We start from the raw sequence: 16,103 nt of genomic DNA, 5'->3' as shown, positions 1-16,103 counted from the left end.
GATGACTTCCCGGCAGTGGGGCAGCTGGTTGCTGCTGACACTGCTGGCCTGCCTGGGCAATTATTACCCCTTTCCACTGCTGTTTGGGGTGGATTTGCTGCTGGGTGGCATCCTTGTTTATTTGATCCTTTTTTACTTTGGACTGCCTCTGGCCCTGTGCAGTGCCCTACCTGCTTATTTGGTCACCTGGCTGGTCTGGGGGCACCCCTGGGCAGCAATCAACTATCTGATGGAGCTGGTGCTGGTTGGGTCTTTGCTGCGCCATTTCAAGTTTCGTGAACTGACTCTTCTGGTGGGGGTTTATTGGATTTTTGCTGGCGCCCCTTTGATTATCACCTTTTACCGCTATTTACTGGAACTGCCCTGGCTGGATGTCTGGATGGTGATGGGGAAACAGGGGCTCAACTCTCTGGCGAATGCAGCCCTGGCACTGACCCTGGCGTATCTGCTGCCAGCCCACAAGGTAGGACGCTGGAATAAACAGCAGCCTCAGCTTGCCATTACGGATTTGTTTTTCTATTTACCCACTCTTATGTTGATTCTGGGCAGTTTGGGTATGGTGGTGGTGATGGGGCACTTCCAGATGGAAAAAGCGAAACAGGAAATCCACCAGGAACTCAAGCATACCCAACAGGTGCTGCGCATTCAGTTGGAGGATAATCTGCGAGAGCTGCACACCCGTTTGCCGGAAATTTATCATCAATGCACAAGTTTTGATTTTGGCCGCTTTACCGGACAGCGCCAGTGTTTCAATCGCCATGCTTTGGAAAGCCCTTTTCAGGCTTTTTTTACACTTTCAGAGCCGGAACCTGGCTGGCAGCCAATGAACTCTCTTTCTCCCCGTCAGCAGCTAACGGAAAAGCAGCTGTCTCTTTTACAACTGGCGGTTGATCGGCTACAAACCAAGGGTGCCGCGCGAACCCAAACCCTGGCCTCTACTGGTCAGCTTTTTCTGCTTCGACGTTTACCCACCGAACAGGGGCAGAACCAGTGGCTAGTCGGTCTGGTGGATAAAAATTATCTTCCACGTGAGCTTCTGTCAGGTAGCAATCACCCCTATCTGGTCTACAGCCTGCAACTGGGCAGACAGGAGTTGTTCAGTAGCGAATCCAGCCGCTTGCCTTTGGACGCCAGCCATCAGGCGGACTCTTCCGGGAGGATGCAACACTGGCTGCCGGATAAGGCAAAAACCGATATTACCCGCTGGAGCGAATCAATTTACTTTGTACAAAGAAACCTGGACACCCTGGATACGCCTCTGCCGGGACTGCTCCGTGTGGAGATCACACCGCGTCTGGAGCAGGAAAACCTGTTCCGCATGTATGGCCTGCTGTTTGTTCTGGCTTTTATGATGTTGTTGCTGGGCCTGGTGGTCAGTCGGGGAGTGGCGGCCTGGTTTGCCCGGCCAATCCGGGACCTGGTGAAGGTGGCTGCAGCGATTCCCCAGCAGTTGCAGGTTCCCACGCAAGCCTGGCGTTGGCCGGAAACCTATCGGATTCAGGAGTTCCAGCAGTTGAGTGATCAGCTCAAGCTGATGGGACGGCTGCTTAAAGAGCAGTTTGATGAGCTGCAAAGCCGGGAGCAGCAACTGGAAGCTGCAGTGGCCCGACGCACACAGGAACTGGTGGATGCCCATCAGCATTTGCAGAGTGTCATGGATTCCATGGAAGCGGTGCTCTGGTCCGCCGAACTGGATGCCAGCAGTGGCAAGGGGCGTTTCAGACTGAGTTTTATCAGCCCCAGTGTGCTCAATCTCACGGGTTATACCGCCCGTGCCTGGTTGAATGATCCGATTAAGCTCTTGCAAGACAGTGTCAATGAAAAGCAGGTGGGCCGGGTTCTGCATGAGCTACAGCATATGGCCCAGCGCGGACGCGGGCGCATAGTGATTCGTTTTGCCAACCCCAAACAAAAAGGTTGGCGGGTGCTGACGTTGCGGTATTGGTTGGTGTACTCGGCAGAGGGTAGGCCGCTGCGGGTGGATGGCCTGATTACCGATGTAACCGAGGCCTCAGCCGCTGAAGAAAAAGTCAAAGAACAGGAAGAGTTGCTGCTGCACCAGTCCCGCCGTGCCGCCATGGGCGAAATGGTCTCCAATATTGCACATCAGTGGCGACAACCCCTGAACAGCCTGCGCCTGACACTGGGCAATCTGGAAGATGCCAAGGCTTATGGTGAGCTGACCGAAGAAAGCTTTGATGAACATCTGCAACAGGCTGACAAACTGATTGATCAGATGAATCAGACCGTCAGGGATTTTCTGACCTTTTTCCGCCCCCGCAAAGAACCGGAGATTTTCAATCTGGCGGCTCTGGTTGATCAGTCACTGGATGTCATGCAAACCAGTCTGCAGGGTTTGGAACTGGAGCTGAGTCTGGATCGTAACCTTCAGGTGCAGGGTTACCCCAATGAAGTGGTTCAGGTGCTTTTGGTCCTGCTGCAAAATGCCCGTGAGGCTCTTAAAGACCAGAAAATCAACAAGGCCTGGGTCAGGGTTCGTCTGCAGAAGCAGGGTGATCAGGCCGAGTTGAGTGTTGAAGACAATGCCGGGGGTATTCCCGAGAGCATTCTCCCGCAAATCTTTGACCCCTATTTTACGACCAAAGCAGAAGGCAGTGGCATTGGCCTCTACATGGCCAAGATGGTGATTGAAAAACAGATGCAGGGCGAAATCCGGGTGACTAACAGTGAACAGGGTGCCCTCTTTACCCTGAGTTTTCCTCTGACATCCCAGCCTCTGCACTGATCGGGTCTGAACCGGTCAGGCGCTGGATCAGCTCATCAGCTGGCTGGGGCCGGGCAAAGAGATAGCCCTGAAAACGGTTGCATTGCAAACGCGCCAGGCAAATCTGCTGATCGAGAGTTTCCACACCCTCAGCCAGAACCTCCAATCCTAGTGCATGTCCCATGGCAATAATGGTTTCCACGATAGCCCGGGCCTCTTCATCCTCCGGTAGGTCATTGACAAACATCTGGTCAATCTTGAGCTGATCCAAGGGCAGTCGTTTCAGGTATTGTAGAGACGAATAGCCCGTACCAAAATCATCCAGTGCAAAGGTGACCCCCAGTTTTCTGATGGCCTGCATTTGGGTAATGGTGTTTTCCATATCTTCCATCAAAGCACTTTCAGTTATTTCCAGCTTCAAGCACTCAGGGGAAATCGCATAACGGGAGAGCAGAGAGTCGATTCTGTGGGTCAGATCACCCTTCTGGAATTGGCGTGCACTGATATTGACGGCCAAGCAGAATTTCTGGGTTGTCGATTGCTTCTGCCAATTGGCCAGTTGTTGACAAGCTGTTTCCAAAACCCAGTTGCCTAAAGGGAGGATCAGATCACTTTCTTCTGCAAGGGGGATAAAGTCACCTGGGGAGATGCGTCCTTTTTTGGGATGCGTCCAACGCAGTAAAGCCTCTGCTCCGATGGGCTGGTTGTGGGGCCCCAGCTGCAGTTGGTAGTGAAGTTCTAGCTGGTTTTTATGGATGGCCTGCTGCAGCTCTTTTTCCATCCAGATGCGTTTTTCCATGGCAGCCTGAAGTCTGGGATCATAAAAGATGACCTGACTACCACCTTCTGATTTTGCCTGGCGCATGGCTGTCTCTGCTTTACGCAATAACTGCCCCGGCTGATCCTGGGACCCTGCAAAAAGGGCCACACCCAGACTGCAGGTAAGCTGAAAGCTTTCTCCTTCAAGTTGATAACTTTTTTCCAGGTGTTGTAAGAGTTTTTGGGCATATTCCTGGGCTTGATGGGCTGCAATTTCTTTTTTTACAGGTAAATTGTCGAGAATCAGAGAGAACTCATCACCCCCCAGACGGCCCAGCGCAGTCTGGTCTTTCACCAGACTGGATAAGCGTTTGGCGAAGGCTTTTAACAGTTGGTCACCCAAAGCAAACCCTTGGGTGGCATTGATGCTGCTCAACTGATCAATATCCAGACAAATCAGGGCTCCTCGACGTTGGTTGCTGAAGCTGATTTCCATAGAATGTTGAAGGTGTTCATTAAACAAGGTGCGATTGGGCAACTGGGTCAGATGATCATAATAGGCTAAGTGGTTAACCAGTTTTTCAGCTTCCTGACGCTTGTTTTCTGAGGAGTGAAAGGCCAAAAGAGCGGTGGCGATACGCTGAAACTCACCACTGGCGCTTTTTTTCATTTTTTGCATCGCCTCGACTGCAGGGGATATCTCTCTTTTGTTGGCCAGAGAGACTAAAGATTGAGTGACCACCAAGAGCTTGCCTGCAAACCAACGAACCAGCGCCAGTGTCACTAAAAGCAAGCTGATCAGCGCCACCCAACCCGAAATCAGCTGATTCTGGGAAGCAGTCAAAAACTGCAAAGAGGCATTTTGTGTTCTTTCCTGAGACTGCTCCGCTAACTGGGACTGAATTTTGTTGATGTCCTGAGAAGCAACCAGGAAGCGCATATAGGCTTGCTGTAATTGTTTTTCGGCTTGTTCGGGATCCTTGATCATCTGGCTGGTGGCGCTGGTTACAAAAGCTCTGTATTCCTGAAAGGCCTGGAGTAACTGAGCACCGGCCCGCTGACTGGTTTCCTGGAAAAGTGGGCTGGCTGCCAGGCTCGTGGCCTGGGCTTCCAGAGCTGCCAGTTGAGCTCTTTGCTCACTGCGTAAAAAGTGCAGCTTCAGTTCACCCACCAGGCTCTGATCTGCCTCACGAATACCAAGGAGTAGCTGTTTCTGGTTGTCTTCCAAGGCCTCTGTCAGTTGCAGAGTTTGCTTCAGAATGGCCAGATCCTGATAGTTTTCTTCCTGAAAATGGGTGAATTCCTGTTTGATTTGAGTCAGGGTGGAAGTACCAAAAACCAAGGCAATGAAGAGAATAAAAAGGGCAGGCAGGAGAAAAATGATTAACAGGTTTCTACTGGTGGACATAAGCTTTTCCTGAAACAGGCAGGGTAACTGATTTCCCTGCCGGATCACGCTGGCCTTGTCCCCAACCTTAGGTTAAATGGTTAGCAGCAGTAATAACTTAACCTCTAGTCAATTAAGAATCAAGTAAATTAGATGTCAGTTCCGCCGTCATCCAGCTCCTTTGTAAAGCTTTGCCAGGTATTACGCCCTTTTTGTTTGACCTGGTACATGGCCAGATCAGCTTTGCGGATTAAATCCCTGGCATTGTCGGCATCCTGAGGGTAATGGCTGATCCCCAGAGAAACACCGATGATGATCGATTGCTGGTTGATCAGAAAAGGCTGGGTCAGGGAGTGAATGATCCGCTTGGCCAGTTGCTCGGCAACCTGTGGGTTTTTCTGGTTTTCCAGCAGGATCAGGAATTCATCGCCGGAAAGACGACCCAGAATATCGCTTTCGCGCATCAAGCCTTTCAGGCGCTGGGCAACCCGTTGCAGAAGCTGATCACCGGCCTGATGGCCCAGGCTGTCATTGACTTCCTTGAAGTGATCCAGATCCATGAAAATAACGCAAAGCCGGGTGTTACGCCGTTCCGCCTGAGCCACGGCCTTTTCCAGTTTTTGTTCCAGAAAGCTGCGATTCACCAGCCCGGTCAGGCTGTCACGCAGGGTTTGCTGGGTGGCATCTGCAATCAGGGGGCGAAGAACACGGGCCAGGCCCAGAGCACTGAGGAGCAGCATGATCAGAATGGTGATCCCCGGCCAGAGCAGCGCAGCCCAGGCGGGGTTGTAAAAATCATCAGCCGGGCGCTGGATGACCAGTGTCCAGTGGGGTGCTGTCAGAGGTGTGAAAAAGAACACCTGTTGTTGACCGTTTTTATGAAGCAGCTGGCGATCCCTTTCCCCCTGGGTCAGCAACTGCTTGATATTGCTTAATGCTGGACTGAGAGGGCCCAGTTCCAGCTGCAGGCTGTTGGCTGTGCCGACCAACTGCTGATCGGATGCCAGGTGAAGCAGTTTTTGCTGGGCCTGGGCGCCAAAACGGTCGGTGCAGGTGAGGACTTCACCGATTTCCTTGAGGTTGAAAAAAACAATATCCTGACCGATTCGTGCATCTTGCGCGTTGTGAATGGGGGCCGTGATGAGTAATAACTGTTGATCTGCTATAGAAATCAGTTGCTGGTGGTGGTCAGGGACAGATTGCAGCTTTTTACGGACAGCATCGGGGCTGATGGGGTCACCCAACCGGGCGATTACCTTGCCGTCCTCAGCCAGGCGCAGCAGCCCTTGCACCGCGGTGGACAGGGACATGGCATCCGCCAGGCGTGGCTCAGTAAAAGCCCGAAGCTCTTCCAGAGTCAGCTGGCCCTGAAGGTAAGCTTCCAGGCGGCGTCGAATTTCCGTGCGACTGGTGAATTGTTGGGCAATGCCCTGGTATTTCCCCAGCAGGTTGTTGATGATTTCCCCCTGGGCCTGGGTGTTGACGCGGGTGGTTTCTTCCAGATTACTGCGGGCATTCTGGTAGAGGGGGATGGCCGTGGCGATACCCACCAACAAGCCGGTCAGCAAGACACCCAGCAGGGAGAAAACCATGATGCGCCGGTGCAGGCTGACCAGGCGGGTCTTTTTCATACAATAAAAAGTTTCCTTTAGTATTTGAAACGATTGACCAGGCTTTGCAGATTGCTGGCCAGTTCCGCCAGCTGTTGACCGGCGGTATTGGTCTGATCAGCGCCTACTGCGGTTTGCTCTGCCACTTCATTGATATTGATGATATTGCGGTTGATTTCATCAGCAACCGAGCTTTGTTCTTCCGCTGCCGAGGCAATTTGTTCGTTCATTTCACTGATCTGGCGAACGGCCTGGGTGATGGTATTCAAGGCCGTGGAAACACTGCCTGCTTCTTCGAGCGTTTTCTGGGCCTTGCTGCGACTCGAGTGCATGGAGTTAACCGCTTCATGAGCCCTGGTTTGCAAGCCATGCACCATTTTTTCAATTTCTTCGGTGGATTGCTGGGTCCGGCTGGCCAGAGAGCGTACTTCATCCGCCACTACGGCAAAGCCGCGTCCCGCTTCTCCGGCTCGGGCCGCTTCTATGGCAGCATTCAAGGCCAGCAGGTTGGTTTGTTCAGCGACGCCACGAATCACATCCAGCACGGAGCTGATGTTTTCAATATCCTGACCCAGAATTTCAATGACTTCAGCGGTTTCTTCAATGCCCACAGCCATGTTCTGAACACCACTGATGGTGTGTTCCACCACCTGGGTGCCTTCATGGGAGCGATGGTCGGCATCCCTGGCGGATTCGGCAGCGGTTTCTGCACTTCGAGCCACCTCCTGAACCGTGGCCGTCATTTCATTCATGGCCGTCACCACCTGATCAATTTCCTGGCTCTGGCGCTGGCTGTTGCGATTGGTTTCCTGGGTGATGGAGGACATCTCTTCAGCTGCCGCAGAAAGCTGTTGGGAAGAGCCGGCCACCTGACTGACAGTATCCTGAACTCTTTGTGCAAACTGGTTGAAGGCTTTCGAGAGGTCGTTCAACTCATCGCGGCCAGAAACCTGCAGACGCAAGGTGAGATCGCCATCGCCCTGAGCAATATTGGACATGGCTTTTACGGTGCTGCGCAGAGGGCGCACTATGGTTTGACCCACCAGCCAGGCAATCACCAGGCCCAGACCCAAGGCCACCAGGCCGATGGAAAATACCGTGTTGCGGGCAGCGGCCAGAGCGGAAGCATAGTAGCTGCGGTCAATGGCAACCTCCAGAATGCCGATGGGCTCGCCACTGTAATCCTCAACCGGGGCGGCATAAACGGCAGAAGGCTGGTTGTCGAGCTGCACCTGACTCATGACCGAACCCTGCAGTGCCTGTTGGAGCTGGTCAGGCTTCAGCATACCTGTCTCCTGCCAGGTGCTGGCAAAGGTTTCCAGATCACCCTTGTCCGTCAGAGTATGCAGGGCCAGTTGCAGCCCCTGTTCCTCAGGGCTTTCTTCCTGAATGCGATCAAAGAAGGCCTGGCCGAATGACATGCCGAACTCCAGGGAGCCAATGGCTTCGCCCTGGTGTTGAACCGGTACAACGCCCCGGATGCCTAGCCCGGCCACACCCAGCTCCAGTCCGGTGACTGTTCGGCCGGTTTCGTTGACTTCAACCACGGTATGGCGAAACCCCGAGAGATCATCGCCATGGCGCTCGGGGCGATGCAGCCTTAGAAAAGAAGTGGCAGGTGGCAGATGGAACTGAAACTGGCGAACCTGGTATTCATCTTCCAGAAAGCGGTTCAGTCCCTGCAACTGATCCAGCAGTGCCTGGCGATCACCGGCTGCAAACAGGCGTGTGACCTCATCCAGCTGGGCCAGAGATCCGGCAAGCGCGGAAGCAATGCGGGCTTCATCATTGATGCTGTCTACGACCTGGGTGTGCAGACTGCGCAATTCACGCTGTTCGGCTTCCTGAACGATGCTGTTGATCTGCTGGATGACGACCCAGGCTATCAAGAGCACAATACCGATGAGCACAGGCGCAAAGCCTGCCATGATGCGCGCACCAATTTTTAAGGATTTGATCATTGCTATGGCCCTAGTTTGAAATATTATTAACAGTAAATTAATTACAATAAATATTATTTAGTAAAAAATGATATTACGTTAACCCTACTCAGGCTGCACTTAACAGAAAGTATCAATAGATGTGGTTTTTTGGCACAGTTATGACAAAACCCAGGAGGACACAGTGTCTGTGGACGACTTGTGGTATCTTGGCGGGTAAAGTGATGCTAAGAGGACGATCATGCTAGATGCACAAATCGACTGGCAGTCGCTGGCGATTCAGGAAGCGGTGCTGGCACTTTACAAATACCAGCAAATCAGACGCAGCCAGGCCAATGCCGAGCTGGTGGATGAGCTGATTACCAGCAACTGGTTGCTGCCAACTGAAGAGGAAGACCATTTTGCCCTGAGTGCGCGTGGCAAGGCCGGTCTGGCAGAACTGCTGGATTTGCGTTTACCCGAATGGCGGGAGTGGCTGGAACTGCTGGAGGGGGACGCTCCCCTGGTCAGTGAGGTTTTTGAGCAGCGTTGGCAATTTGCCCGGCGGGAATTGCGTTCGGATCTGCCCAGGGTGATGAACAGAGCCAGTCTGCAAAAAGCACTGCTGGGTCGGGAAATGGAAACCTTTCCTGAACACCTGATCAAACAACTGCCAAAAATGCAGTTGAGCGAAGACCGTTGCCTGCATCTGCGCGGCAATATGGATCTCAAACTGGTCAAACGCCATGGCAGCAATATTGAATTAAAAAAAATCTGGCGGCAGCTCAGTGAAGCCGTTTTACCGGAAAGGGATTTTTATCAGTTGAAGGAACTGGATGGCGAGCTGCCTTATCTGGTCATGACCTTTGAAGACCGGGGCGTTTTTCTGGACATCGACCTGCCGGAAAATCTTCTGGCCGTTTGGGTGGCTCCGGAACATCTGGAGCTGGCCGGGGAATTTTTACGCTTTTTACCCCAGTTTGTCCCCCATGTGCATTTTGGTGACCTGGATCACCAGGGGCTGGTGCTTGCCGAGCGCCTGGGCATGATGAGTCAGCGTCCGGTTCGGCGTTTTATTCCCGGTTTCTGGAAGGATTATCTGGAGCTTTTTGCCTTGCCCGTGGAGCAAAAAACAGAGGGCAAGGGGGCCAGCTGGCGCGGTCCGGTGCTTTCCATAGAGCTGCTGAAAGAATTGATGACCAGCCAGCGTTGGCTGGAGCAGGCGCCTCTGGCTCTTGATGCGCGCTTGCATGATGAGATGCGCAAGCTAATGGACTGATTAACTATTGCGCTCATGACGTTAATCAGGTTTTATCCAGGCTGTTGATAAGATGCTGGAAGCTGTCAAAACGGCTGGCGGTGATCTGGCCCGCCTTTACGGCTTCCTGAAGGGCGCAGCCGGGGTCTTGTTGATGACGGCAATCGCGGAAGCGGCAGCGGCCCAGAAAAGGCCGAAATTCCCGGAAACCCTGGGCAATGGCATCTGCTTCCAGAAAGCCCAGGGCAAATTCGCGGATTCCGGGGGAGTCGATCAGCATGCCGCCCTGGGGAAAGTGAAACAGGCGAGCGGTGGTGGTGGTATGGCGGCCCTTGCGACTGTCTTCGGAGAGACTGCCCACCCGTAAATCCACGCCGGGCAGCAAATGGTTGATTAATGAAGACTTGCCCACCCCGGACTGACCAACAAAGACGCTGATCCGATCCTTGAGCTGTTCTTTCAGGCCAAGAAGCTCTTCTTCGCTCTGGGTGGAGGTGGTAATGACCTGGTAACCGATCTGCCGATACAGCTGAATAAAGTCATCCAAGCGCTGGCGAATGGCCGGGTTGATCTTATCTTGATTGACCAAATCCCACTTGTTGATCACCAGAACCGGTTCCAGATCCGAGTCTTCAGCAGCCACTAGATAACGGTCAATCAGGTTGGCAAAGGGTTCCGGTTCCGGGGCCACCACCAACATCAGGCGATCCACGTTGGCGGCAATGGCTTTCATGACACCGCGCATGTCCGGTCTGGCCAGAAGACTGTGGCGGGGTTGTCGGGCTTCCACGACGCCAATCTGTTCCTGGTCCTGTTCCAGAGCCGGTCGCCAGGTGACCTGGTCACCGGTTACCAGGCTTTCCACATTGGCCCGCACATGGCAGCGTTGGCGCTGGCCCTGGAGTGCACCAGCAGTGGCTTCCACTTCCACCTGACGACCAAAATGGGCTGTGATCAGCCCGGAGACCGCTTCAGCCAGAGCACCTTCTTCCAGGGCCTGCACTGCTTTTTGATCTTTGGATTGGGCGCGCTGGGTGCGTTCGGCCTGGACTTTCTCAATGCGCCAGCGTTGCTGGCGGCTCAGCTTGCGCTTGCTCATGCAGTGGGTTGGTCAGTGGCCATGCGTAAAAAGTGCTCCCGATAATGGCGCAGCTCGGCCACGGACTCACGAATATCATCCAGGGCCAGATGGGTGTTCTGTTTTTTGAAGCTCTTTTTAACCTCGGGATTCCAGCGTTTGGCCAGCTCCTTGAGGGTGGAAACATCCAGGTTGCGGTAGTGAAAGAAGGCTTCCAGTTCCGGCATTTCCTGCAGCATGAAGCGGCGATCCTGGTGCACACTGTTGCCGCACATGGGGCTGGTGCCGGGCTTCACATACTCCTTGAGGAAATCCAGAGTGGCCTGTTCCGCTTCCCGGGTGGAAATGCGGCTGTCCCTGACGCGCTGGGTCAGCCCTGAACCGCCGTGGGTTTTGGTGCACCAGTCATCCATGGCATCCAGCAGGCTGTCAGGTTGGTGAATCGCCAGTACCGGGCCTTCTGCGAGAATATTCAGCTCGCTATCGGTCACTATCGTGGCAATTTCAATAATGCGTTCTTTTTGTGGATCAAGACCGGTCATTTCCAGGTCAATCCACACCAGGTGGGGCAGTTGTTGGTCACTAGCAGACATGCGGCTTACAGATCCTTGCGAAGATTTTGGGTTATATTAGCATAGCTGGCTGATTTCTGACTAAAGATGCAACTCCATCAGGTGGCCGGTCCAGTGCGCCAGGTCTTTGAGACGCTGAATCTCCCGAGTTGAGAAGCTGCGTGGGTGATTGTCGGCCAGGCTCAGGCTGCCCACCAGGTGCTGGCGTAAAAAAATGGGCACCCCGATATAACTGCGAACGCCCAGGGCAATGGCGAGATGGGGTTGCAGCTCTTCAGGAACCTGGTGCAGATCTTCTATGAAAATCTGTTCAGCGGGTACCGCCAGCGGCAGACCGCAGACAGCATCATCCACAAGCAGGCGTTGGTGGCCTTCACGGGAAAAATAAAGGCGAACATGCCTGCCTTCACGAAGACCGATCGCCGCAATGGGAACATGGAATTGTCTTTTGCAGTTGAGTGTGACCCTGCGGAAACAGGGGGAACAAAGCTGTCCAAGTTGCGGCGTGATCTCATCCAGGTGCTTTTTGCCGCGAGTAGCCATTATGACCTCCAAATAGCCTTGGCTGCGCAGGTAAGAGGTTTCCAAGTCGGTAGCAAGGGGCGTTATACTAGGAACCGAAAATAACCCCGCATTACCCAGTGCTTTCAGTATAGAAACCTTTTGCCTTTCTGCTTAACGAATTTTTGACTTTTATTACAGGCTGCGAATGAATACCCAGGATCGAAGCATCGTACTCATCAACCTTTCAGGGCATGATCGCCCCGGCATCACCTCCGCAATCACCGAAATTCTGGCCGGTTACGGTGTGCAGGTTCTGGATATTGGCCAGGCCGTCATTCACGACACCCTGGCTCTGGGGCTGCTGGTGCATCTGCCGCCTCAGGCCCAGCACTCCCCGGTGCTTCAGGAGTTGTTGTTCAAGGCTCACGAATGGGGCATGCAGATCCGTTTTACCCCGGTGGCTGAAGCCAGTTATGAACACTGGGTCGCAGGCCAGGGCAAAAGCCGCTACATCGTGACCCTGCTGGGTCGCCAGATTACCGCCGAACAGATTGCCCGCGTCACGCGTACGGTAGCAGAAAATGGCTTGAATATTGACCGGATTCACCGCCTTTCAGGGCGCGTCAGTCGGTCGCAGATGGACAATCCGGGGCGTGCCTGCGTGGAATTTTCGGTGCGTGGCGAAACCCTGGATACCGCCGAGCTGCGCCGCCACTTCCTGGCACTGGCCGGTGAGTTGGAGGTCGATATCGCTGTCCAGGAAGACAATATTTATCGCCGCAACCGCCGTCTGGTGGTGTTTGATATGGATTCCACCCTGATTGAAACCGAAGTGATTGATGAGCTGGCGCGTGAAGCCGGGGTGGGTGATCAGGTTGCGGAAATCACGGAAAGAGCCATGTGCGGGGAGCTGGATTTCAGTGAAAGCTTTAAAGCCAGGGTGGCTCTTTTGAAAGGTCTGGATGCCTCGGTTCTGGAAAAGATTGCCCAGCGCCTGCCCATCACCGAAGGCGCGGAAAAACTGGTGGCGACCCTAAAAAGCCTGGGGTATCGCACCGCCATCCTCTCGGGTGGCTTCACCTACTTTGGTGAGTATTTACAGAAGAAACTGGGCATTGATGAAGTGCATGCCAATGAGCTGGAAATTGAGGGTGGCAAGGTGACCGGCCGGGTTGTGGGCCGGGTTGTGGATGGTGAATGCAAGGCCGAGCTGCTGCAGGAGATCGCCCGCAAGGAAGGGATCGATCTGGAGCAGGCCATTGCAGTGGGTGATGGGGCCAATGATCTTCCCATGCTGGGCCTGGCAGGACTGGGCATTGCCTTTCGCGCCAAACCCCTGGTACGCCAGACGGCTCGTCATGCCTTGTCCACTCTGGGCCTGGATGCCATTCTTTATCTGATTGGCTTTTCGGATCGGGACATTGAAGAGCAGTGGGGTGGTCTGCGTTCCGGCCAGAAAAAATAATGACGGAGCAGGCGCGCCAGTGGCATTTGTACATCCTGCAACTGGCAAGTGGTCAGTTGTACACCGGCATCACAACGGATGTTGAGCGGCGTTTTGCTGAACACCAGTCCGGTTCAGCCAGGGCCGCGAAAAGTCTGAGAGGCAAAGGGCCGTTGCAACTGGTGTTTACCTGTCGCGTCGGTGACCAGAGTCAGGCGCTGCGTCTGGAGGCCAGAGTCAAAAAACTCAGCCGCGCTGAGAAGCTGAAGGTGGTGCAACAAAAATGTCTTCCCGGTGACTTGACGGCTTAATGAAAATTTTCTAAAACTACTTGACGTGGGGCGTCAATTAGATCAGTCTAGATCTCGTAGGCAGCAAGGTAGCATCATGTAGTGTCGTAACGCAGTTGTAATCGAAGCATCGGTAACATCAGTTCGTCATACGTACTATCTTGATTCCCGCAAGACCGAGCTAAAGGCTTACAAATTAGGCTTAGCTCAATTTCAAACAGTAAGAATAGGAATTATCGATATGGCAACTGGTACAGTTAAATGGTTTAACGACACTAAAGGTTTTGGCTTCATTACTCCAGACGACGGTGGCGATGACCTTTTTGCTCATTTCTCCGAGATCCAGGCTTCCGGCTTCAAATCTCTGGCAGAAAACCAGAAGGTTTCCTTCGACGTAACCGAAGGGCCTAAAGGCAAGCAAGCTGCAAAAATTCAGGTTCTGTAATTAACCCTAGCGTTAATTCAAACCTAAGAAAACCCGCCAAGTTGGCGGGTTTTTTTGTGGGTTTTTTTTATACCTTGAAACGCCTGATCAACTGCTGCAACTCTTCAGAAACCTGATTGAGTTCATTGCCACTGGTGGAGGTTTCCAGGGCAGCGCGAGTGGTGTTGCCGCTCAGTTCCACAATGCGCTCCAGATTACGGTTGAGTTCATCAACAGTCGCGCTTTGCTGCTCCGTTGCTGAAGCGATCTGGATATTCATGTCTTCTATCTTCTCGATCACCCGGGTGATGCTGTCCAGGGCCTGGCCTGCCTCTTCGGCTTCATCCACGCTTTCTGCAACCTGCCGAGTACTGGAGTGCATGGATTGCACAGCCTGCTGGATGCGGGTACGCAGGGTTTCGATGGTGCTGTGAATCTGTTCCGTGGATTCCTGGGTGCGCGCTGCCAGAGTTCTGACTTCATCCGCGACTACTGCAAAACCGCGTCCGGCCTCACCAGCCCGTGCGGCTTCTATGGCAGCGTTCAGGGCCAGCAGGTTGGTTTGTTCGGCAATGCCACGAATGACATCCATGACTTCGCCAATCTGTTCGCCGGATTCCTGGAGTTTTTCCACTTCAAGGGCGGTGCTGCTGAGAACCTCGGCCTGTTGCTTGATGGCCGTCACCACCGATTCCACCTTGCGAGTCCCCTGGCCGGTTTCCGAACCACCCTCCTGGGCGGCTGAGGAAGCATCCTGGGCATGGTGGGCCACCTCATCCACCGTGGCAACCAGCTCATTCATGGCTGCGGCCACCTGATCCACTTCAGCTTGCTGGTGCTCCATGTCTTTTTCCATGTGGTGGCTGCTGGTGTTCACCTGTTGGGCACTGGCCGCCAGACGGGTTGAAGTTTGGCTGATGTCACTGACCAGCTGGTGTATGGAGCCGACAAAACGGTTGAAGGCCTGGGCCAGCTGCCCCAACTCATCCTTGCGATTTTCTGCCAATTTCTGGGTCAGATCAGCTTCCCCGCTGGCAATTTCCTGCAGGCGCTTTACCACCTGCTTGATGGGTTTGACCTGTTGGCGGGCTGTCAGAGTGATGATGACGATCAGCAATGCCAGCGTCACAAGCAGCAGAAGAGCAATGCGGCTGAGTAATTCACTGCTGGTGGCCGTGAAGACCTGATCGGGTACCGAGACACCCACCGTCCAGTTGGGCGTGCTGTCAATGGGACTCCAGATCATGGTCATGGCTTGCCCTTCAAGATTGGTCAGCTGACCCAGCCCCGCCTGACCCTGCACCATCTGCTCACCCAGTTTATCCAACCCCTGGTAACCGCTTTGGTCGGCATCCGTGACCTGGATTTGCATTCTGGCTTCAGGTGAGGGGTGGGCCACCAGCATGCCGCTGCCATCCACAACCCAGCCATAACTGCCTTCGCCCATTTCCAGGGTGGCAACGATTTCCGAAAGTTCGGACATGGTCAGGGAAATACCGATCAGCCCCAGAGGCTCGCCTTGATCGTCAAAAACAGTTTGCGCCAGAATGGCGACAGGCTTTTGGGAAATCAGGGACATGACCGGATTGGTCAGGGCCTCTTCGCGACTGCCTTCTGTGACCAGTTGCTGAAAGTAGTCTCTTTCGTGAATGCGGATCAGGGCGCCCCGATGGGTGATGGCCCGGCCTTCCGTTCTGGCAAAGAACAGGGATTCGATGGCCGGATCTTCCTGATGCCACGCGCGCAGGTGAATCTGCAGGGCGCGCAGGGGAACGTCTTCCTGCAAGCGGGGGTCTTGGGCCAGAGCATCGAGCCATTGCCGGTAACCCTGCAGCCAGCGTTCCACTTCCTTGCCTTTGGCCTCCACCTGTTGGCGGCTGGCCTCTTCAATCAGGTGGGGAACCGAGCTGTTCAGCTGGGAGGTGATCAGGTAGCCCAGGAGGATGAAAATGAGCAGTAGAGGTAGCAGTACAGCGGCTAGAAGGCGTTGGGTAAGCGATAGATGTAACATATCTGTCCTTGCTGGAAAGTCCACAGGTGTTGGGTGGGTTTTTTATCTTACGACCGGGGGTGCAGGGGGTCAAATGTCATTGAAATGTTACCTGCTGGACTGAATCGTGCGGAAGGCAGTGC

At 53.9% G+C, this 16,103-nt stretch carries 12 protein-coding genes; 5 read left to right on the top strand and 7 right to left on the bottom strand.

What is annotated here, in order from left to right; translation table 11 throughout:
* Position 1: 1 nt before the first annotated feature.
* Positions 2–2,746, top strand: coding sequence for a sensor histidine kinase (locus LG323_RS06425; protein ID WP_404419917.1), 2,745 nt, complete (start codon positions 2–4; stop codon positions 2,744–2,746).
* Here LG323_RS06425 and LG323_RS06420 read toward each other — a convergent pair.
* The 3 genes from LG323_RS06420 to LG323_RS06410 all read right to left on the bottom strand — a co-directional run bounded on the left by LG323_RS06420 (position 2,706) and on the right by LG323_RS06410 (position 8,442).
* A complete protein-coding gene (locus LG323_RS06420) occupies positions 2,706–4,892 on the bottom strand; it encodes a putative bifunctional diguanylate cyclase/phosphodiesterase (protein ID WP_404419916.1) in 2,187 nt (728 codons plus the stop codon). The two genes, LG323_RS06425 and LG323_RS06420, sit on opposite strands and share 41 nt — an antisense overlap.
* Before the next feature lie 128 nt (positions 4,893–5,020).
* Positions 5,021–6,502: a diguanylate cyclase domain-containing protein gene (locus tag LG323_RS06415; protein WP_404419915.1), complete on the bottom strand. Its 1,482-nt coding sequence runs from the start codon at positions 6,500–6,502 to the stop codon at positions 5,021–5,023.
* Positions 6,503–6,519: 17 nt separating this feature from the next.
* Complete coding sequence (locus tag LG323_RS06410; RefSeq protein ID WP_404419914.1) at positions 6,520–8,442, bottom strand: methyl-accepting chemotaxis protein; 1,923 nt, start codon at positions 8,440–8,442, stop codon at positions 6,520–6,522.
* A gap of 220 nt (positions 8,443–8,662) precedes the next feature.
* On the opposite strand from LG323_RS06410, the gene LG323_RS06405 reads away from it, so the two are divergent.
* On the top strand, positions 8,663–9,679 hold the full coding sequence (locus tag LG323_RS06405) for a hypothetical protein (protein ID WP_404419913.1): 1,017 nt from the start codon (positions 8,663–8,665) through the stop codon (positions 9,677–9,679).
* Between the two features lie 25 nt (positions 9,680–9,704).
* Here LG323_RS06405 and rsgA read toward each other — a convergent pair whose 3' ends face one another.
* Genes rsgA through LG323_RS06390 form a run of 3 tightly spaced genes read right to left on the bottom strand, consistent with a single transcriptional unit; the run spans position 9,705 to position 11,851 of the window.
* The gene (gene rsgA / locus LG323_RS06400) at positions 9,705–10,757 is read right to left on the bottom strand and encodes a small ribosomal subunit biogenesis GTPase RsgA (RefSeq protein ID WP_404419912.1); all 1,053 of its coding nucleotides are present in this window, start codon (positions 10,755–10,757) and stop codon (positions 9,705–9,707) included.
* The gene (orn, locus tag LG323_RS06395) at positions 10,754–11,329 is read right to left on the bottom strand and encodes an oligoribonuclease (protein ID WP_404419911.1); all 576 of its coding nucleotides are present in this window, start codon (positions 11,327–11,329) and stop codon (positions 10,754–10,756) included. Before orn ends, rsgA begins: the two co-directional genes overlap by 4 nt.
* A gap of 60 nt (positions 11,330–11,389) precedes the next feature.
* Positions 11,390–11,851 (bottom strand): GAF domain-containing protein, encoded by a 462-nt coding sequence (locus LG323_RS06390; RefSeq protein WP_404419910.1) that lies wholly within the window; start codon positions 11,849–11,851, stop codon positions 11,390–11,392.
* Positions 11,852–12,017: 166 nt separating this feature from the next.
* Here LG323_RS06390 and serB point away from each other — a divergent pair, with 166 nt between their 5' ends.
* The 3 genes from serB (at position 12,018) to LG323_RS06375 (ending at position 13,991) form a co-directional block, all read left to right on the top strand.
* Entirely contained in the window at positions 12,018–13,277 is a 1,260-nt protein-coding gene (gene serB / locus LG323_RS06385; protein ID WP_404419909.1) for a phosphoserine phosphatase SerB, read from the top strand.
* A complete protein-coding gene (locus tag LG323_RS06380; protein WP_404419908.1) occupies positions 13,277–13,567 on the top strand; it encodes a GIY-YIG nuclease family protein in 291 nt (96 codons plus the stop codon). The genes serB and LG323_RS06380 overlap by 1 nt, the downstream gene beginning before the upstream one ends.
* A 220-nt stretch (positions 13,568–13,787) precedes the next feature.
* The gene (locus LG323_RS06375; protein WP_310695891.1) at positions 13,788–13,991 is read left to right on the top strand and encodes a cold-shock protein; all 204 of its coding nucleotides are present in this window, start codon (positions 13,788–13,790) and stop codon (positions 13,989–13,991) included.
* A gap of 67 nt (positions 13,992–14,058) precedes the next feature.
* Here LG323_RS06375 and LG323_RS06370 read toward each other — a convergent pair whose 3' ends face one another.
* Entirely contained in the window at positions 14,059–15,981 is a 1,923-nt protein-coding gene (locus tag LG323_RS06370) for a methyl-accepting chemotaxis protein (protein WP_404419907.1), read from the bottom strand.
* Positions 15,982–16,103: the final 122 nt, after the last annotated feature.

The sequence above is a fragment of the Marinospirillum sp. genome, assembly GCF_044810985.1.
Lineage (GTDB): Bacteria > Pseudomonadota > Gammaproteobacteria > Pseudomonadales > Halomonadaceae > Marinospirillum.
This window is presented reverse-complemented; position numbering and strand designations above follow the sequence as displayed.